The following is a 20,603-nucleotide window of genomic DNA, read 5'->3' as shown; positions in this document are numbered from 1 at the left end:
TAAGTATCAAATAGTTACCAAATATAATTCTGATAACTTTACAATATTATTGTTCTCTAATCCCTCTTTCTTCTTGCATCTTAAATCTTCTGTCTCTCTTCTCACAAACTCCATTTCACACAAACCCAACCTTTGAACCTTTGCTACTCCGAACCTAAGAACCTTCCTTAAGCCCTTTTAATTTCATGACCCACAAATTCCTCCAAAGTAGCAAACATATCATCTACCGAAAGAACTTCTAAATCAGGATGTGATTTTAAAAAATTAGCGTTCAACGTAACCAGGTTTTCTTCTATTTCATAAAAAGTATCATTATTCAGCAAATCTCTTATTGGGTTTACACCTTCTAATTTTCCTTTAAGGAATTTATTAAGTTTTACACTGCTCATTAATTTTACTTTTTTGCTTTGTTGTTGGAATAATTCCAAGTGTTTTTCGGCACCAAGCAAAGTCAAACCTTCTTCGATTAACTCATTTAATTCAGCATTCCAACTCGAATTATATACAAATTGAGCAAAATTTCCCTCTGTACATTGCGAAGTATAATAATCTAAATAATAACTCATCAAAGCATCCTCATGAATCAAGTCATCATCAATACCTTCCTCACGCATTAAATTAATTACCGAAATATTAGAGTGAATTATATCTTGAAGATTCTCACTATTCATTGCCGTTTCAGAAACTATTATTCTACCGAATTCCATCTTGTTTTATGTTTAGATTTTGTTTTGCAAATTTCAGTTAAATTAAACCAGAAAAGAAATACAATCTGATTTATATCCCATCTAATCCGTCCTTACCCATTTTTTCATTCATTTTTGTAACCAAAGCTTTCAAACGTAATGCTTTTGCTTTTTTCTCCTCCTGAAGTTTAGTCTTTTTTCGGTTTAGCAATTTGGTATGCAAAGCCTTGTTTTTGGTATTTTTTTCAGGTCCTTTTGCCATGATTTCTATGCTTATTTAATTCCGCTTACAAAGATATGAAACTGAATGGGAATAATTTACTGGGCGTTTCCCTCCGGGTCGGGCTATTCACTACAAGTCCTCGCACTTCCTCCGTCAGGCTGTGGGCTATCCGCTGCTATCCCTAACGCAAACCCATTTTCATAAGAAATATAAATTCACAATATTATTATGTAACAAAAAACACTATTTTAGCATTGAATTAAAATTATTCATCGCCCAAATTCTATTAAAATATTATACCTATGAAAAAAATTTTTATTGCAGCTATTTCACTTTTATCCTTCTCAATGTATTCTCAAAGTCGATATGAACTACAAGATAAAGGAACAGAAAGACTCTATCTTTCAGATACTATTATACAAATGGCTACTAATAAAGTTATTACAAATGAGCCAATGCTTATTGTAGATGGAGTAACATATACTTATCAAGACTTAGAAAAAAAGAAACTTACATTTTCAAAAAATCAAATTCTAAAGATTACAACTGTTGACAGACAAAAAGCAATTAGTCTTTATGGAGATACTGAGGGAGTAGGCGTTTTAATTATAAAAACAGTTAACGCTTCATATTAAAATCGCATGCCAAAAATACATCATTTAAACTGTGTTAAAATTGTTTCACCAGTTAACGATAATGTCTGTGGACATTGCCTATTGATTGAAGAGAATGATAAACTCATTTTAATTGATACTGGCATTGGACTTTTAGACATCCAAAAACCATTAGAAAGAATCGGCCAACAACTTATAGATATTGTTGGCTATAGCTTTAACGAAAATCAAACCGCCATAAGGCAAATCGAGAAATTAGGACTTAACCCTGAAAAAGTTACCGATTGCATTATTTCCCATCTCGATAACGACCACATAGGAGGCCTTGCCGATTTTCCTAATGCAACAGTTCACGTAGGATTTGAAGAATATGAAAACTTCAATTCAGGAAATCCAAGATACTTAAAAACACCATTAGCACATAATCCAACGATTAAAACTTATGGAAAATCCGACTTCAAATGGTTCGGATTTGAAGCTAGAAAAGTCATTACAAATACCGAAACAGAAATTTTTCTTGTTCCCCTTTTCGGACATACTTCAGGACATTGTGGTGTAGTAATAAAAACAGACAACAAATGGATGTTTTACATTGCAGACGCATATTACATGAGACTAGAACTTAATGATAGTAAGCATCCCGTAAATCAGTTAGCCAAAATGAGGGCAGACAACAATGATTTAAGATTAAACAGTTTAGATAAAATAAGAAATTTAATAAATGAGCATCCTGAAATAGCAGTTTTTGGATATCATGACATCGAAGAGTTTAAACTTTACGAGAATTAAGCTAGCAAAACAAGATAACATCTTAAATACTTTCAATCAGAATACAAGAATTATATCTGTTCTAAAAAAATTATATAACATTGATTTAAATGGACACTCGAAAAATCAAATTAGTAGACTATGAAAATGTTGGTGATTTTAAGATTCAACTTCTTCGTAAATTAAATCTATTCGACTCCAATAAAAATTGTGAAAGTGAATTTTACGAAAGAATTCAGAATTATCTAAATAGAAACAGTCAACTAATAATTGAAATTTCTATCTCTAAAACTGAACTATCAAATAAAATCTACACTAAAATATTAAGAAAGTTAACAGCACAAGAAATACCCAAAAATTATCCATTAAATGCTTCTAATATGGAAACACAAGCTTATTTTAGAGAAATAAGCGGACAAGAATTTAACTTACTTAAATTGAAAGCAGAAAATGATAGTATCCTAGAAGTAAATTCTTTCATGACTGAATTTAAAAAGATTAACAACTTCAGTAATTTAAAAATAAGTATTAAACAGTAGATCTGGACTGTCAAAATCTCATATAAACTTTACAGTATTCTGTTTTAAATTAGTACATATTTCAAACCACATAACATTAAATCAAATACTAAATTGAACGCTTTTAATTGGATAAACAATCAAAACTCAGAATTTGAAAAAGCATTCTCATATCTTAAAAGAATGAGGGATTTAACTACAAGTGCTAAAAAAACTTTTGAATTATTAAAAGAATTGAATTCTGAAACTCCCGATTTACAATCTGATGTTTTAATCTCCGAATTTAATAAAATCCAATATCACTCAAATACTTATAGTTATTTTTACTTCTATTTTCCTATAGTTACTCATATTTTATACTACAAACCGAAATATGAAAAGGATATTTTAAAATATTTAGTCGGTCCAAATTTTGCAAATGGAACATCCGAAGTCCATGAAATGATTTCGATGATTACAGATACCATGAAATTTAAACTTAACGAAGACAAATATTATTTGACTAGAGAAAGCCAGTTTTGGGTTACAAATGAACTTCCTAAACTCGAAAAACAAGTTCAACGAGAAATAGACATTTGCTGGAAAGAATTAGACGAATAAATCTACTAGATATAAATTATTATAATTGTATTTTTAACAAGCGAACATATCAAAAAAATAAGCATTTAAAAATATAAATAATGATGGGAAGAATAGCATTAGAATACTATGTTTTAGATGTATTCTCTAATACAAGTTACAAAGGAAACCCTTTGTCTGTCGTTTTTACTGATGGAAATTTAAACTTAGAAGTTTATCAAAATATTGCAAAGGAATTTGGTTATTCTGAGACTTCATTTGTTTATTATTCTAAAGTACAAAAGGCTCTTAATGTGCGTTCTTTTACTCCAATAGGCTTTGAGATAGACGGAGCTGGACACAATTTGTTAGGTGCCGTTTGTGGTGCATTATTAAAAAAAATACCAATATTTGATGAGCAAGATGAAAACAATCGTTTTGTAATCATGAAAAATGCCCCGATACGAGTAACAGCAAGTTTTGATTCAGTCACACAATATCCTATTGTACAAATGCATCAAAAACAAGCTATTATAAAACACCAAGTCCCTACTTATAAAATAGCAATAGCATTAGGTTTAAAAATAGAAGATTTAGAAGTTAATATGCTCGTTCCAACTGTGGTACAAACAGAAGTTTCGCACGTAATGGTTCCGATTAGAAATAGCCAATTATTAAACGGCTGTACTCCTGACAACAAACTTTTAATCGAAATTTCAAAAGAACATCAATTTGAAGGTTTTTATTGTTTTACTATTACTGATGAAGATCAAGATAATATTGTTGAAGCCAGATTTTTCAATCCAATAATCGGAATAGAAGAAGATGCCGCTACTGGAACTGCTGCAGGCCCTCTAATCGGTTTTTTGACAAAAAACAAGTATACACAACCAAACAAAGAATATAAGATTCTACAAGGTGTAAAATTAAATCAATCCTCAATAATAGAAGTAATGAGTAGACAAAGTGATATTTTAGTTGGTGGATCTTCAGCTATAACAATGCGTGGCGAACTTTATATTTAGATAAAATCAAACCAGATTAGATTTCTTTTTAATTCTTTCCTACAACTACCAACATAGCCACTTCATGGAGATTATAATAAAAACAATAACATTTATATCAATAATAACTTTAATCGTTTTACCAATTCTTATATTAAATAAAATATATAAACAAAATACTAAAAACATATTCATCATATACTTAATCACCAGCATCATAACAACTTTTATTCTTGTTTTAATTGTAGGATGGTGGGGAAGCTTTTCAAATGAGATTCTACTTTCCTATTATGGATTTGATTTTGATGCTATGAACGATATTGAAAGATTTAAAAATGTAGCCCTTGAAAATTTAGAAAAAGTAAAAGAACTAGAAAAAAATACGCTAGGAATTGGTTGGCCGCTTAAAGCTTTTATGTTTTTTCTAATTTACTCACCATATCTATTAATTGTATACATCTCAACTTATTTTTATAGAAAAAATAGCAAGCACAAGTTAGTAGCAAAATAAATCATGTTATCCTAAATTTATATCTATTAGAACCAATTTCATTATTACAACACTTAGATTAATAAAATTAAGGGGAAAGATTTAAATTTTATTCTCCATAAACGCGCTAAAATTATACCGCAAAGAGCGCAAAGGCTTACACAGAGTCTCGCAAAGATTTTTTACTTGTAAAACTTAAGATAGTTTCTCAGAAATTGCCAGACACTAAGCTCTTTTAGCATAAACAATACTTCAGGTTTTAACCGCAGAGTAATGAAATAGAAAACGCAAAGGTCCACAAAGCTATTGAAAAGCTCTTCGCGTAACTTTGTGTTTTCTTTTGCGGAATTTTACAAAACAACCTTTTCACAAAACAGTCATTTTTGTATATATTTTATTTGAATTATATCCAAAAAAAAATCCTCATCAAATAAATGATGAGGATTCTAAAGAAAGGCGACGACATACTCTCCCACATAACTGCAGTACCATCTGCGCAGGCGGGCTTAACTACTCTGTTCGGGATGGGAAGAGGTGAGCCCCGCCGCAATAACCACCTTAAGGTTGTTAGTTGTTGGTTTTTGGTTGTCGGTTGATGGATTTCTCCAGCAACTATCAACTATTAACCATCAACTGCTCTGCGTCGAGCAAATATCTTAACACACTGAGATAAAGAAAAAAGTATTTTTTAGAAAGTTTCTCCCAGCCCCTTTGTTCCCCCTTCGGGGGTTAGGGGGCTGGAAAAGCGTACATAAGCTTACGGATTATTAGTACTACTCGACTATGACATTACTGCCTTTACATCTATAGCCTATCAACGTGGTCATCTCCCACGATCCTTAAAAGAAATCTCATCTTGTGGTGGGTTTCGCGCTTATATGCTTTCAGCGCTTATCCCTTCCAAACGTAGCTACTCTGCGGTGCTCCTGGCGGAACAACAGATACACTAGAGGTTTGTCCAATTCGGTCCTCTCGTACTAGAATCAGATCCACTCAAATTTCTTGCGCCCACAGTAGATAGAGACCGAACTGTCTCACGACGTTCTGAACCCAGCTCGCGTGCCACTTTAATGGGCGAACAGCCCAACCCTTGGGACCTTCTCCAGCCCCAGGATGTGACGAGCCGACATCGAGGTGCCAAACCCCCCCGTCGATATGAGCTCTTGGGGGAGATCAGCCTGTTATCCCCGGCGTACCTTTTATCCTTTGAGCGATGGCCCTTCCATGCGGAACCACCGGATCACTATGCTCTACTTTCGTACCTGATCGACCTGTATGTCTCTCAGTCAAGCTCCCTTATGCCATTGCACTCTACGCACGGTTACCAAGCGTACTGAGGGAACCTTTAGAAGCCTCCGTTACTCTTTTGGAGGCGACCACCCCAGTCAAACTACCCACCAAGCAATGTCCCCCGCTTGAGCGGGGTTAGGCCTCAGATAAACAAAGGGTTGTATTTCAACAATGACTCCACAACGCCTAGCGACGCCACTTCACAGTCTCCAACCTATCCTACACATCATTTATCCAAGGTCAATACTAAGCTATAGTAAAGGTGCACAGGGTCTTTTCGTCCCACTGCGGGTAAGCGGCATCTTCACCGCTACTACAATTTCACCGAGCTCATGGCTGAGACAGTGTCCAGATCGTTACACCATTCGTGCAGGTCGGAACTTACCCGACAAGGAATTTCGCTACCTTAGGACCGTTATAGTTACGGCCGCCGTTTACTGGGGCTTCAATTCAATGCTTCTCCGAAGATAACATCTCCTCTTAACCTTCCAGCACCGGGCAGGTGTCAGGCCCTATACTTCATCTTACGATTTTGCAGAGCCCTGTGTTTTTGATAAACAGTCGCCTGGACCTCTTCACTGCGGCCAGCATTGCTGCTGGCGACCTTTCTCCCGAAGTTACAGGTCTATTTTGCCTAATTCCTTAGCCATGAATCTCTCGAGCACCTTAGGATTCTCTCCTCGACTACCTGTGTCGGTTTGCGGTACGGGTACTTATTACCTGAAGTTTAGAGGTTTTTCTTGGAAGCCCTTAGGCGCACTATCTCTTTGACCGAAGTCTCCGAGTACTATCGTATTTCCCCAAGCCGCGTGGATTTGCCTGCGCAGCTTATAGGTAGGTACTTCAACGAACTATTCCGTCAGTTCGCGGCGCTTTCATCACTCCGTCACCCCATCACAGTAATAAGTAGTACGGGAATATTAACCCGTGGTCCATCGACTGTCCCTTTCGGGTTCGCCTTAGGTCCCGACTAACCCACAGCTGATTAGCATAGCTGTGGAAACCTTAGTCTTTCGGTGTGCGGGTTTCTCGCCCGCATTATCGTTACTTATGCCTACATTTTCTTTTCTAACCAGTCCAGCACGCCTTACGACGCACCTTCAACCCTGTTAGAATGCTCCCCTACCACTTTAACTTACGTTAAAATCCATAGCTTCGGTAATATGTTTATGCCCGATTATTATCCATGCTCGTCCGCTCGACTAGTGAGCTGTTACGCACTCTTTAAATGAATGGCTGCTTCCAAGCCAACATCCTAGCTGTCTGGGCAGACAAACCTCGTTCTTTCAACTTAACATATATTTGGGGACCTTAGCTGATGGTCTGGGTTCTTTCCCTCTCGGACTTGGACCTTAGCACCCAAGCCCTCACTGTTGTGAAACATTATATAGCATTCGGAGTTTGTCAGGAATTGGTAGGCGGTGAAGCCCCCGCATCCAATCAGTAGCTCTACCTCTATATAACTTTATGCACAACGCTGCACCTAAATGCATTTCGGGGAGTACGAGCTATTTCCGAGTTTGATTGGCCTTTCACCCCTACCCACAGGTCATCCGAAGACTTTTCAACGTCAACCGGTTCGGTCCTCCACTGTGTGTTACCACAGCTTCAACCTGCCCATGGGTAGATCACACGGTTTCGCGTCTAACACTACTGACTAAAGCGCCCTATTCAGACTCGCTTTCGCTACGGATCCGTGGCTTAACCACTTATCCTTGCCAGCAACGTTAACTCGTAGGCTCATTATGCAAAAGGCACGCCGTCACCCCACGAAAGGGCTCCGACCGCTTGTAAGCGTATGGTTTCAGGATCTATTTCACTCCGTTATTCACGGTTCTTTTCACCTTTCCCTCACGGTACTGGTTCACTATCGGTCTCTCAGGAGTATTTAGCCTTAGCGGATGGTCCCGCCAAATTCAGACAGGGTTTCACGTGCCCCGCCTATGCAAAAGGCACGCCGTCACCCCACGAAAGGGCTCCGACCGCTTGTAAGCGTATGGTTTCAGGATCTATTTCACTCCGTTATTCACGGTTCTTTTCACCTTTCCCTCACGGTACTGGTTCACTATCGGTCTCTCAGGAGTATTTAGCCTTTCCGCGTTCGCTCGCCACTACTTACGGAATCACTTTTGTTTTCTTCTCCTCCGCCTACTTAGATGTTTCAGTTCAGCGGGTTTGCCCACCTATCGGTGTACTATGTCTTCAACATAGTGGGTTGCCCCATTCAGGTATTTACGGATCAAGTCGTGTGTGCCGATCCCCGTAACTTTTCGCAGCTTATCACGCCTTTCATCGCCTCTGAGAGCCAAGGCATCCCCCATACGCCCTTATTTTGCTTATTGTACCAGTCTTGACAAGTCAAGACCGTTTTCTTTATCTTCCGTATTACTACTTTCAATAAAAAATGCTTTCTACTTTTTATTATTTTCTTATCTCAATATGTCAATGAACTTTATAGGCTTCGCGCTTTACGCACTAGGCTTTAAGCTTATAGCCTATGGCTTATAGCTTTTTGTGGAGAATAACGGAGTCGAACCGTTGACCTCCTGCGTGCAAGGCAGGCGCTCTAGCCAGCTGAGCTAATCCCCCATTTTAATTTAGAATTCAAAATCGTGAATTCTTAATTCTTATCTAATTTCTTTTGGTGCTTTCAACTTCTAAAATTTCCTTTTTTTTTAAGTTTACAGTCTTTTTTAATTTTTAATTCTCAATTTTTAATTGAAATTCTTTAAAAAAGTAGTCCCGGGCAGACTCGAACTGCCGACCCCTACATTATCAGTGTAGTACTCTAACCAGCTGAGCTACGAGACTCTGTTTTACTTAATTGTATTATTTGAACTAACAGCAGAGTAATATAATCTTCAATTTAACCTATAGGTCAATTCGTCTTCTTTCCCTAACGTGCATTGCTGCTAACATGTAGGGCTCTAGAAAGGAGGTGTTCCAGCCGCACCTTCCGGTACGGCTACCTTGTTACGACTTAGCCCTAGTTACCAGTTTTACCCTAGGCAGCTCCTTGCGGTCACCGACTTCAGGCACCCCCAGCTTCCATGGCTTGACGGGCGGTGTGTACAAGGCCCGGGAACGTATTCACCGGATCATGGCTGATATCCGATTACTAGCGATTCCAGCTTCACGGAGTCGAGTTGCAGACTCCGATCCGAACTGTGACCGGTTTTATAGATTCGCTCCTGGTCGCCCAGTGGCTGCTCTCTGTACCGGCCATTGTAGCACGTGTGTAGCCCAAGGCGTAAGGGCCGTGATGATTTGACGTCATCCCCACCTTCCTCACAGTTTGCACTGGCAGTCTTGTTAGAGTTCCCGACTTGACTCGCTGGCAACTAACAACAGGGGTTGCGCTCGTTATAGGACTTAACCTGACACCTCACGGCACGAGCTGACGACAACCATGCAGCACCTTGTAAATTGTCTTGCGAAAGATCTGTTTCCAAACCGGTCAATCTACATTTAAGCCTTGGTAAGGTTCCTCGCGTATCATCGAATTAAACCACATGCTCCACCGCTTGTGCGGGCCCCCGTCAATTCCTTTGAGTTTCATTCTTGCGAACGTACTCCCCAGGTGGGATACTTATCACTTTCGCTTAGCCACTGAAATTGCTCCCAACAGCTAGTATCCATCGTTTACGGCGTGGACTACCAGGGTATCTAATCCTGTTCGCTACCCACGCTTTCGTCCATCAGCGTCAATCAATTAGTAGTAACCTGCCTTCGCAATTGGTATTCCATGTAATCTCTAAGCATTTCACCGCTACACTACATATTCTAGTTACTTCCTAATAATTCAAGTTTAACAGTATCAATGGCCGTTCCACCGTTGAGCGATGGGCTTTCACCACTGACTTATTAAACCGCCTACGGACCCTTTAAACCCAATGATTCCGGATAACGCTTGGATCCTCCGTATTACCGCGGCTGCTGGCACGGAGTTAGCCGATCCTTATTCTTACAGTACCGTCAAGGTTCTACACGTAGAACTGTTTCTTCCTGTACAAAAGCAGTTTACAATCCATAGGACCGTCATCCTGCACGCGGCATGGCTGGATCAGGCTTGCGCCCATTGTCCAATATTCCTCACTGCTGCCTCCCGTAGGAGTCTGGTCCGTGTCTCAGTACCAGTGTGGGGGATCTCCCTCTCAGGACCCCTACCCATCGTAGCCTTGGTAAGCCGTTACCTTACCAACTAGCTAATGGGACGCATGCTCATCTTTTACCGTTGTGACTTTAATAATTGCTCGATGCCGAGCTATTATACTATGAGGTATTAATCCAAATTTCTCTGGGCTATCCCTCTGTAAAAGGTAGATTGCATACGCGTTACGCACCCGTGCGCCGGTCTCTGCTCCCGAAGAAGCATACCCCTCGACTTGCATGTGTTAAGCCTGCCGCTAGCGTTCATCCTGAGCCAGGATCAAACTCTTCATCGTATATTTTAATATTATATTCGACTAATGATTCTATCGGTTTTATTCAAATCTATCGATTCTATTACTCTTATTTTGTTGTTTTAAGATCTCTCTTAAAACGGCTGTCAATTCAATATGTCTAGGAACGTGTTCTTCTTTTTTAATATCGCTTGTTTCTCAAAGCGGGTGCAAAAGTAGAAAAGTCTTTTCTAACTGGCAAGAAATTTGTGAAGTTTTTTTTTTGGAAAATTTTCATCTCCGTTTTCTTCTTTCTTATCAATCTTTCAAGGAACTTTCCGTTATTTAGCGGGGTGCAAATGTAACATCCGTTTTCCATTCTCACAAGCTTTTCTAAATCTTTTTTTTTAGAATTTTATTTCTAATTCGATTCGTCTTGCTTGTCAGTATTTAAAGGAACGTTTGTCGTTGTTGCGGGTGCAAAACTACCATCTTTATCTAGATAAACAATACCTTTTAGAGAGTATTTTTGGTTTATTTTTTAACAGTCTGATAACAGTGTATTTACAGGTGTTCTTTTTTCTTTCTCTTTGTCTTTTTAAGACTCTCCCTCTAGGTTTTCCTTGTTTTTGCTGGGTTTTACTAGGTTTCGCTAGGTTTTGCGCAAAGTCGCGAAGTCGCAAAGCTTGTTATATTGTCTTCCTTATAGGAGTTTTGCTATGTTTTGTCGCCCCTAGCCCTGATAGTAGCGGAAATCCTTGCCTTTTTTCTTTAAAAAGGTCAAGATTGTAGCGGATAGCAGGAAATAGCTCCTGAAAAAAACTTCTCATATATAATATAGTACAATCTTACTCCTATATATAAGGTCATAAAAAAGCGGCTACTATATATAGTAGCCGCTTAAGGATAACTTGATTTTATAATCTATTTATTCTACAATAAGTTTTTGAGTTGATGTATTACCATCTTGCTCTACTTTTATAATATAAACTCCTGTAGGTAGATTATGAATATTTAATTCTTTGTTTTCGGTTTGTACTGTGAAAACAATTTTTCCAGACATATCGGATATTCTGATATTCTTTTTACTTGTAGATGCTGTTTGTACATATACTTTCCCGTCTTTAACCGGATTTGGATAAATAACGAATCCTTCGATTGTATTTGTAGGCACTCCTAAAGCACAAACTGTACTTGATACATTTATTGTACGTGTTACAACAAATTCATTTAGCAATGCATCTTTTACAGTATAAGTCAGTATATATTGCCCTGGTGTGTTTACATCGACTGTTCCTGTAACTATTACTCCTGGAGTAAGGTCTACATCTAGATTATCTTTGGCAGTGAAACCAGCTTCTATATACGGACAACCTTTATCTAGAGAAACTATTGCATTTCCTAAAAGTGTAATTATAGGTTTTGCTCTTTCAATTGTTATTGTCCAATTCTCGATAGTTCCGTCTTGAGCTGTTACATTATATACAATAGGTAAAGTATAATTTAATGTTGTTACTCCGCTATTTTGGAAATAAGTTCCAATACGTAATGTAGCAAAATCGGATATTTGGAAAACTGGAACTAATACACTTAAATTGGCATTATTATTAACCAAAACTTTTACCGTTTTTAAAACTGGATCTATTACACTCGTTCCTATTTGGTTTGCTACTGAATATGCAATTATACTTGCTTCTGAATTCTTTGCATTTAAAGTAACGGTGTAGTTTGTTTGTGAAAGCTTATTCTCTGAAACTACTGAAACCAAAAAGCTGTTTGTATAGTCTGAAACAACCGCTTTGGAATTTAATTGTTTTACTCCGTCTATATATAACTCTGCTCCTGATGAAACTGTAAAATCTGCAATTAAATTAGACACATCAATTCCATAAGTCAATGTTTTAGTAGCATTGCTTCCTACGATATCTGTATTGATTTCCTGTGCTAATCCTGGATTAGATGCTGTTTTAAAGTCGTACGAAAGTAATTTGCTTTCATTGCTTAAACCTGTTAACACTTTAATAGTATATGTTTCTATAATTCCTGTGTTAAAACCTACTCCTTCTACATTTAAAGTAACTGGATTTGTATAGTCATTTGCAGTAACTCCACTTACTTGCGTTACCCCGTTTATTTTTGCAATACTTTTCATTCCCAATGAATAATTAGCTACTGCCGTTGTTATATCTGTTCCATCGTTTAATAACACCGAATAAGTTTTAGTAGCTGCATCATAAGAAGCCGAAAGTTGATTTACAAAATCTACTTTTTGTAATAAAACCGGAACATTCCAGAATTTACCTTCGCCCTGTCCATTTGTATCGGCATTTGTTACTACAGCTGTATTATCATTTAGAATACAATCAAAAACAAATTGTTTATCTCCCTCTGAAAATGAATAATACGCTATTAATCCTGGTTCATTACCAAAATACTTTGTCATCGTGTTTGCAGCTATTGTTGCCTGATTACGTACTCCTGACCAAATACGAACCTCATCTATATTCCCGTTTATACCACGAGCCAAGCCTGCGTTATTACCTATGTAGATAGCAGAAGATGCATTTGAAGATGCCGCAGCCGCAGTACCTGTACTAGTAAATGGAACTGAAACTCCATCTATATAAACCGTATACACATTGGCAGCACTTACGGTAAAAGCAATATGTTGCCAAGTGTTTTGTTTAATAGTATTTATTCCTGTATTTACAACATAAGAGCCTCCTGGTGTAGTTATAGAAAGTACTAAACTGTTTTCTTTATAAAGAGTTAGATTAGCTGTATTGTGTATAAAGGCTAATACTGAACTTTTATCTAAAAGCCTTCCGAAAACTGATGGTTGTTTTTGGTTAAGCCAAGCTTCGAATGTATAGTTATTAGTAAGATTTAAAGCTGGAGTAATATCTGTTTTTACAAAATCATTTATCCCATCAAAAGTTCCTGTAACATTCGTAGCATAATTTGCAACATGCGAAAGTGTTACTGATTTTGAATTATTTGTAGCATCTGTATCTCCTACTAATTGAGTATAAACTTCAATTGTATAATCTCCAGGAGCGCCTAAATTAGCTTTTGTTGTAAATGTAAAGTTAGCTGTTCCGGCTGCTGGAATTATCCCTGTAAAATTCTGAATAACTTCACCTCCTCCATTAATTTTGTATGCTACTGGAAAATTCGTAATAGGTGTATTTGAATAATTACCTATAACAGCAGTAACTGAAACTGGTGCATTACCAGGTTTAACCGGAGCAACAATTCTTTCTACACTTGCATCGGCAGCTGTAAATGGCAATACATTAATGGTATATTCTTCTACCTCAAAATCTGATCTTGAACTTGTAAGTCCATCAATTGTTGGTCCTAGATTTACATTATAATATTCATTAGGAGCACGGAACATGTGAATAACTCGCATTAATTTTTCGCCTGCTGTTGTTCCCGCAGGAATGGTTATGCCCCCTATAGTAACTTGTCTGTTCGTAAAATAATGCTTACTTATTGTAGATGCAATGGCTGGTGCAGTCACAGGACTTGTCGTGTTTACCCAATAATTACCAGCATAAAATTCATCGGTTAAATTGCCATCTCCGTTTAAATCAATAACAATCATCGTAAATACCCCTACAGCCGATCCGGTTTGGTTCCCTATAAGTGGTACTTCTGTTTTGGTTATTGTAACTTCTGGCTGATAGTTAAATCCTGCGTATACAGGGATTTTTATATTCTTAAAATCTGAATAAGCTGTAGTTCCTGAAGTATTTACAACATCATTCCATTTTAATCTAGAAATTGCATATCCATCTGTATTGGTATGAGCTGGCAAATCGTTTTTATTAAATACAATTTTTTCAATTACATCATTAGCAGCATTATCATCTGCTACATCAACACCACTTATAATTTTATATTCAGCATTAACAGTAGACAAATCTGCTTTGGTAGCAAACGTAAAACTAACTGTTGAATATGGTGCAATAGCAGGAACAGCTTCAATCACTTTCGCTCCTGTTGTACCTATCTGATAAAACACAGGATAATTTGTTACTGCAACAGGTCCTAAATTACTAACTCTAATAGTTATGTCATGTGTACTTGTTTTTTTTCCCAGAACTTCTGGTGTTACTATAGAAACGATACTTACATCATTTACAAGTGGTTTAGTTACACAAGTAATATCTGCAATCCATCCACTTCCGTTTTCAATTTCATCTGAAATAAATCTGAAAGTTAATTCTCCTCCAACGGCTGTAGAAGTTAATGATGAAGGTAAAGTATTACCAGTAAATCTGCCTAATAAAGTAGCTGCAGTGGTTGGCCCATTGTAAACGTATAAAAAATCATACCCCAATTCTAAATCAAAGTCAGTAAAATTTACATTAATACTACTTCCTACGGTTTCTGGTATAAAAGTAATTGTTTGCGTAAGCTTATCTGCATAATTTCCGTAACGCGTCCCACTATCTGTAAATGTCGCTGCACAGGTCGTCTTATTAGCAACTGATCCCATTGTTATATCAGACCCTATATTATTAACATTTTTTGTTATTGTATTATTCTCTGAAACTGCATCGCCCGGATAATTTACATTACCTACTACAGTATATACTCCTGGCGCAGAAAAATCAGCTTTTTGAGTAAAATCATAAGTCACCTCACTCAATGGGTTAACCGGCCCAGGAATTGTTTCTGCAATTACTGCTCCATTATTAATTTTATATGAAACTGGAATATTGCTAATTGCTACTGGAGAGTTATTAAAAACTTTTACTTGTACAGTTTCTGTAGCAGTAACTCCTGCATTAGGCTTAAATGAGCTTAAAGCTAAATCGGTTGCAGTAGCTTCAAAAATTTCAACATTATCAATATAAGTCGCACTATATATATTTACGTTGTTTACTGTAACAAAATCATTATCGCTTACTGTTTCAAAAGCTATACTAAACGTAGTCCCTGCATAAGCCGATAAATCATAGGTTAATTCTTTATCACTGTAAGAAGGAGTTTCACCATATACATCCAGACCTTCATGACTCATTAATGGAACTCCATTTACCGAAACTCTAAAAAGGTTTTTATCCACCCCAACCGGAGTAACATTAGCCCATTCTAAAAAGAACTTCAGTCTTAATACTTTCCCTGCCAGACTAGTTGCATCTATATCGCAAAAAGTTACTTTTTTTATATAATCTGGATTATTAGTAAATGCCAGATTGTTTTTTGGGCTGACTACCCAAGGGGCCGAAGCTGTACCTGCTGATCCAGCCATTTTTACTCCATCTAAAAACTCAGAATTCACATACTCATATTTCACCTCTCCTGTTCTTCCTTTAGAAAAAACATAATTTGTTGCTTTTCTATTGGTAAATTCTTCAACAAATGGCAAACTAGCTGCATTTAAAACCGGTTGAGAAACAGGTTCTACATTTACCGCACGAACTCTTTCTGAAACAATTTGGGTTGCAATATCTACAGTACGAACTGAAAACCAGTTGTCATCGCCTACTGTAACATTTGCAAATGTATATGTAGGATCTGTAACGGTTGCTACAACATCAAACTTATAACCATTCATTTTCAATACCTCATATTTTGCTCCTGCAATAGGATCCCAATCCATTTTATAGGACGAAACTCCACATGCTGCTGGTGCAATAACTAGATTTTTAGGTTCGGCTATAATATTAAAAACTTCTTTGGAAGCATCAGTTTTTGTACCTGCACTAATTCTTATTTTAGCATTAGCAACTATTCCTGCAGGAACTTTCCAAGCAAAATTTCTTGCTGCCGATGGAACATCTGCTGCAATTATTGAATAATTTACTCCTCCATCAACGGAATATTCTATTGTAAAGTTTTTTGGCTCTCCTTCATAATCCCAACGAATATATTCTGTAGATTCAGTATTGAATTTTTCGCCACCTATCGGATAAGTCAAAATCAATTCTGGAGCTACATAATCATATACTACAGAAAACTCCTGAGCAGCAATAAGAGGAATTTTTGTACCAGTAACAATAATTTTATAGGTTCCTGGAGCTGGGTTATCTAATGTTACCTGTTCGATATTATTCATATTATCGACTCCTCGTGTTGCATTTACATTAGGCGTTGTTGCATTTAAAATCCATGGCAAAGTAGTAATACCATCTTTAACGATTTTAATATCTAAATCATTAACCTGAGTAGAACTAGAACCTGGTTCAGCACCAGTATCTGAATACGCTAGCATAACTTTTAACGTAACTAATCCTGCCGGAACTACAATATCTTTTTCATAAGTTGCTCCATTAGCTACAGATGCTGTATAAAACATGTTTTTGTCAATAACTTTAACAGCCCTTAATCCGTTAAGATTACCAAATCCGTATTTATAATCTGGACCAGGATTACCTACATCTTTAGCCGTGTTTGCCACCAAAGCTTTCATTAAGGATGCCAATGGTCTTGCACCATAAATATTTTTATATCTCTCATAAAGTAAAGCTACTGTACCTGTTGTTCCTGGTGTTGCCATTGAGGTTCCACTCATAACCTGATACGAGTTACTATAATCTAATGAATACACATCGGTACCAACCGCAGCAATTTGTGGCACTAAACGCCCATCGAGTGTAGGTCCAAAGCTACTATAACTACTAATTAAATCATTAGGGTCGTTTGCAGCTACATGTAATGCATTTTTTGAATTTTTTGTTGATGTATTAAATCCTCCTGGATATGCTGTTTGCGCATTTCCATTAGAATAAATATTTAAAAGATAAGGATATGCCACTGTTACATTATCATCTCCTCTATCTCCAGCATTATATCTGAACGTATTGAACCCTGAACTAAGATTAATTCCATAAGAATTTGATGTAATCTCTATATCATCTTGCTGAACAGACAATACTCTTTCTTGGTAAACTGCTAATCCGTTAGACTGAGTATTAAAATTCCAGCCATACATTAGCACTTCTGGAGCCATTCCTTTTGCTCTTGGGTCTAATAAACCTGCACCTCCAATAGTTCCTGAAACATGCTCTCCGTGAGATGAATTCGATTCATATTCTTTACGGGTTACTCTGCCTGTATGATCTTTGTGTTCTTCGAGATTTCCATCCCAAACACCAACTTTTACTCCTTTTCCAGTTAATCCGTATCCTAAGACAGCAATGCCTGAGCTTAAAACATTTGCTTTATGCGAAGTAACTCCAGGAAGATTATCACTTTCTACTGGTGCTGGAACTAACTCTATATTTTGAACCCAATTTAATTTTGCAATTTCTTCTAATTTATCTTTAGAAGCTTCTAGATAAACTGTGTTAAATACCTCATCAATTTTACTGCTTTTTACAAACAAGCTTGATAAATCTTGTGAAATAACTTTAGCATCAACTCCTTTAAAATAACTCACCACTACTTTAATAGTACTTCCTTGCTGTGCATAATCAGGAATAACCTCATTTACAATCTCCTGATCTAATTTATACTTAGAATCTATTGTAATAACTGTTCTTATATTATCAGGAACAGTTCCTTTACTATAAAATTCTGGGCTGATTGCTACATAATAAGCATTATTAGATAAATAACTAAGTAAAGTTATCCCCTGCCTTTTTAATTTTTGTTGCTCATCTGCTGATGGAATTTTTGTAAACTGTAACAAAGTATATTCCGTCTTCGGACTTTGCTTACTTGTTGTTCTCTTAAGCTCTTTAACCTGCTGTTTAAAATTAGCAGAAGTACTTATTTTATTCCCATTTACGGAAATAGAATAATCATTTTCAGAAATGCTTTGCGACCATGATGTAATAACGAAAAACATCATAATCAGGCTGAGTAATTTTTTCTTCATTTCACTAAATTAATTGATTAATAAACGGTTAACAAATAGTCACTAAAGAGTAAACCTACAAATAAAATCATAAATAACAAATTATAACTAAATCTAATTTGTTAAATAAAAAAAGAAAGAACAGCTTGCAAGGAAGAATTATAACAAAACTGCATGTTCAAGCCTTGATTAAAAAAATAACCAATTACTTCCGGAAGAAAATTAAAATAAATAAATTCTTAAAAAAAAGAACTTCACGTTACTAATAAAAATAACAGCTACAAAAAAAAAGACTTACCATACTAATATGATAAGTCTTGTATAATTTTTAATTAAATATTCGGCCTATTTTGCAGCCTTCAACTCTTTGGCTTTTTCTTGCCATCGATTACTAAGGTCGTCATAATCGACTGGTTTTGCAGGTGCCTGATATTGTAATCTACCAGATTCAAAAGCCCGTACTAAGATTGTTTCTATGAGATAATCTTCGTTAACCTCATAAGGTGCATATTCTGTTTTTAAACTTATATCAAAAACATTCGCCGTGGTATTTGCCCAGAATGCTTTCCACCCACTTTTCAGTGTCTTTACTAACTCGTATGTAGTAGTTCCTGTTTGACGATGAATTAATTTTACTAATATTTGGCCTTGTTTTCGAGATAATTTTTTAAGCTTCCCTTCGAATTCATTGTTAAGATAATCTTCAACGATTTTAAAATATTTCTTCTTTTCTCTGTTTGAAGATAATCGAGCCATCCCTTTATTAAGTGCCACTAACCTATCTGATGCTAATCTTGCAAATGGATACGTTTTGTAAACTCTATTCTGGAGAATTAAAAATTGTTTTTGAGCCTCGGGATCAAGCTTTTCCTTTGATATAATAATTTCGGGTAATTCAATCGTATCATTTAATATTGAATCCTTTTCAGTTAAAATATATCCCATTTGTTCGGGATCTTTTTTATCGACTTGTGCATGACCAACAAATGACATGAATAGAAAGCAGAATAAGTAGGTTATAAACTTCATTGAGTTATTAATTTAAGTGTAAAATTATACATTATATATACAACTGTAATACCAAATTTATAATTTAGCAAAAAAATAATTTTATGAGTACAAAATCAATCTTAAACGATACTTCAATTGCTTTTTTAGAAAGCTATCTAAATAATGCTTCTCCTACTGGATACGAAAGCAGCGGACAAAAAATCTGGATGGATTATTTAAAACCATACGTTGATACTTTTATTACAGATACCTACGGAACTGCTGTAGGAGTTATAAATCCTGATGCTCCTTATAAAGTAGTGATTGAAGGTCATGCCGATGAAATCTCATGGTATGTAAATTATATTACTGATGACGGATTAATATACGTAATAAGAAATGGTGGTTCTGATCACCAGATTGCTCCATCAAAAAGAGTTAACATTCATACTAAAAAAGGAATTGTTAAAGGTGTCTTTGGATGGCCAGCGATTCATACCCGAAATAGAGATAAAGAAGAGAACCCGAAAATTAGTAATATCTTCATCGATTTAGGTTGCGAGACTAAAGAGCAAGTAGAGAAAATGGGGGTTCATGTAGGTTGTGTGATTACATATCCTGATGAATTTATGATTTTAAACGAAAACAAATTTGTTTGTCGTGCACTTGATAATCGTATGGGAGGTTTTATGATTGCCGAAGTAGCTCGTTTATTACACGAAAACAAAGTAAAACTTCCGTTTGGATTATACATTACAAATTCTGTTCAAGAAGAAGTTGGGTTACGTGGCGCCGAAATGATTACCAAAACAATCAAACCAAACGTAGCGATTGTTACCGATGTTTGTCACGACTCGACAACTCCTATGATTGAAAAGAAAATAGAAGGTGATACTAAAATTGGTTTAGGACCAGTTATTACGTATGCACCTGCTGTACAAAATAATCTACGTGAGTTAATTATTAATACTGCCGAAGCTAATAAAATTCCATTTCAACGTTTAGCATCCTCTAGAGTAACAGGTACAGATACTGATGCTTTTGCTTATAGTAATGGTGGTGTAGCTTCAGCATTAATTTCTCTTCCTTTACGATATATGCATACAACTGTAGAAATGGTTCATCGTGATGATGTCGAGAATGTAATAAAATTGATTTATGAATCTTTATTAAAAATTGAAAACGAAGAAACTTTTTCTTATTTCAAATAAAATTTAAATAGATTAAAAAAAAAAGACCGCAAATCTAAAATTTAGATTTGCGG

Annotated in this window: 11 protein-coding genes, 2 tRNA genes and 3 rRNA genes; 7 read left to right on the top strand and 9 right to left on the bottom strand. The window is 36.3% G+C overall.

Translation table 11 applies throughout. From position 1 onward, the window contains the following. Positions 1–167: 167 nt before the first annotated feature. Positions 168–707, bottom strand: a complete 540-nt coding sequence (locus tag B8T70_RS18215; protein WP_086895763.1) for a DUF4375 domain-containing protein — start codon at positions 705–707, stop codon at positions 168–170. A 70-nt stretch (positions 708–777) separates the two neighbouring features. Then, positions 778–948: a hypothetical protein gene (locus tag B8T70_RS23940; protein ID WP_165572136.1), complete on the bottom strand. Its 171-nt coding sequence runs from the start codon at positions 946–948 to the stop codon at positions 778–780. Positions 949–1,211: 263 nt separating this feature from the next. On the opposite strand from B8T70_RS23940, the gene B8T70_RS18210 reads away from it, so the two are divergent. The 6 genes from B8T70_RS18210 to B8T70_RS18185 all read left to right on the top strand — a co-directional run bounded on the left by B8T70_RS18210 (position 1,212) and on the right by B8T70_RS18185 (position 4,882). Beyond that, complete coding sequence (locus tag B8T70_RS18210; RefSeq protein WP_039118121.1) at positions 1,212–1,544, top strand: hypothetical protein; 333 nt, start codon at positions 1,212–1,214, stop codon at positions 1,542–1,544. A gap of 6 nt (positions 1,545–1,550) precedes the next feature. Then, a complete protein-coding gene (locus B8T70_RS18205; RefSeq protein ID WP_086895762.1) occupies positions 1,551–2,312 on the top strand; it encodes an MBL fold metallo-hydrolase in 762 nt (253 codons plus the stop codon). 89 nt (positions 2,313–2,401) lie between these two features. Further along, positions 2,402–2,830 (top strand): hypothetical protein, encoded by a 429-nt coding sequence (locus B8T70_RS18200; protein WP_086895761.1) that lies wholly within the window; start codon positions 2,402–2,404, stop codon positions 2,828–2,830. Positions 2,831–2,923: 93 nt separating this feature from the next. Further along, the gene (locus B8T70_RS18195; RefSeq protein WP_086895760.1) at positions 2,924–3,409 is read left to right on the top strand and encodes a hypothetical protein; all 486 of its coding nucleotides are present in this window, start codon (positions 2,924–2,926) and stop codon (positions 3,407–3,409) included. Between the two features lie 80 nt (positions 3,410–3,489). Further along, on the top strand, positions 3,490–4,392 hold the full coding sequence (locus B8T70_RS18190; protein WP_086895759.1) for a PhzF family phenazine biosynthesis protein: 903 nt from the start codon (positions 3,490–3,492) through the stop codon (positions 4,390–4,392). A 64-nt stretch (positions 4,393–4,456) separates the two neighbouring features. Further along, positions 4,457–4,882 (top strand): hypothetical protein, encoded by a 426-nt coding sequence (locus B8T70_RS18185; protein ID WP_086895758.1) that lies wholly within the window; start codon positions 4,457–4,459, stop codon positions 4,880–4,882. Positions 4,883–5,312: 430 nt separating this feature from the next. On the opposite strand, the gene rrf is transcribed toward B8T70_RS18185, so the two are convergent. From rrf to B8T70_RS18150, 7 genes are all read right to left on the bottom strand, one after another. After that, a 5S ribosomal RNA gene (gene rrf / locus B8T70_RS18180) occupies positions 5,313–5,422 on the bottom strand. Between the two features lie 186 nt (positions 5,423–5,608). Beyond that, a 23S ribosomal RNA gene (locus B8T70_RS18175) occupies positions 5,609–8,493 on the bottom strand. Between the two features lie 173 nt (positions 8,494–8,666). Next, positions 8,667–8,740: transfer RNA gene (locus B8T70_RS18170), tRNA-Ala, on the bottom strand. Positions 8,741–8,888: 148 nt separating this feature from the next. Then, positions 8,889–8,962: transfer RNA gene (locus B8T70_RS18165), tRNA-Ile, on the bottom strand. 120 nt (positions 8,963–9,082) lie between these two features. Further along, positions 9,083–10,596: ribosomal RNA gene (locus B8T70_RS18160) — 16S ribosomal RNA — on the bottom strand. The 16S, 23S and 5S rRNA genes sit together here with 2 tRNA genes alongside, the layout of an rRNA operon. A gap of 865 nt (positions 10,597–11,461) precedes the next feature. Next, positions 11,462–18,370 (bottom strand): S8 family serine peptidase, encoded by a 6,909-nt coding sequence (locus B8T70_RS18155; protein ID WP_086895757.1) that lies wholly within the window; start codon positions 18,368–18,370, stop codon positions 11,462–11,464. A gap of 324 nt (positions 18,371–18,694) precedes the next feature. Beyond that, the gene (locus tag B8T70_RS18150) at positions 18,695–19,378 is read right to left on the bottom strand and encodes a DUF4294 domain-containing protein (RefSeq protein WP_039114909.1); all 684 of its coding nucleotides are present in this window, start codon (positions 19,376–19,378) and stop codon (positions 18,695–18,697) included. An 83-nt stretch (positions 19,379–19,461) separates the two neighbouring features. Here B8T70_RS18150 and B8T70_RS18145 point away from each other — a divergent pair, with 83 nt between their 5' ends. Next, complete coding sequence (locus tag B8T70_RS18145) at positions 19,462–20,550, top strand: M42 family metallopeptidase (protein ID WP_039114911.1); 1,089 nt, start codon at positions 19,462–19,464, stop codon at positions 20,548–20,550. Positions 20,551–20,603: the final 53 nt, after the last annotated feature.

Origin of the sequence: Flavobacterium sp. AJR (genome assembly GCF_002156885.1) — a bacterium.
In the GTDB taxonomy this organism is placed as follows: Bacteria; Bacteroidota; Bacteroidia; order Flavobacteriales; family Flavobacteriaceae; genus Flavobacterium.
Note: the sequence above shows the minus strand (reverse complement) of the source record. Positions and strands in the feature narration are given on the sequence as shown.

What these genes read in the sequence shown, in the direction of transcription:
- B8T70_RS18215 (WP_086895763.1), bottom strand. Translation starts at nt 707, where the DNA reads ATGGAATTCGGTAGAATAATAGTTTCTGAAACGGCAATGAATAGTGAG.
- B8T70_RS23940 (WP_165572136.1), bottom strand. Translation starts at nt 948, where the DNA reads ATGGCAAAAGGACCTGAAAAAAATACCAAAAACAAGGCTTTGCATACC.
- B8T70_RS18210 (WP_039118121.1), top strand. Translation starts at nt 1,212, where the DNA reads ATGAAAAAAATTTTTATTGCAGCTATTTCACTTTTATCCTTCTCAATG.
- B8T70_RS18205 (WP_086895762.1), top strand. Translation starts at nt 1,551, where the DNA reads ATGCCAAAAATACATCATTTAAACTGTGTTAAAATTGTTTCACCAGTT.
- B8T70_RS18200 (WP_086895761.1), top strand. Translation starts at nt 2,402, where the DNA reads ATGGACACTCGAAAAATCAAATTAGTAGACTATGAAAATGTTGGTGAT.
- B8T70_RS18190 (WP_086895759.1), top strand. Translation starts at nt 3,490, where the DNA reads ATGATGGGAAGAATAGCATTAGAATACTATGTTTTAGATGTATTCTCT.
- B8T70_RS18185 (WP_086895758.1), top strand. Translation starts at nt 4,457, where the DNA reads ATGGAGATTATAATAAAAACAATAACATTTATATCAATAATAACTTTA.
- B8T70_RS18155 (WP_086895757.1), bottom strand. Translation starts at nt 18,370, where the DNA reads ATGAAGAAAAAATTACTCAGCCTGATTATGATGTTTTTCGTTATTACA.
- B8T70_RS18150 (WP_039114909.1), bottom strand. Translation starts at nt 19,378, where the DNA reads ATGAAGTTTATAACCTACTTATTCTGCTTTCTATTCATGTCATTTGTT.
- B8T70_RS18145 (WP_039114911.1), top strand. Translation starts at nt 19,462, where the DNA reads ATGAGTACAAAATCAATCTTAAACGATACTTCAATTGCTTTTTTAGAA.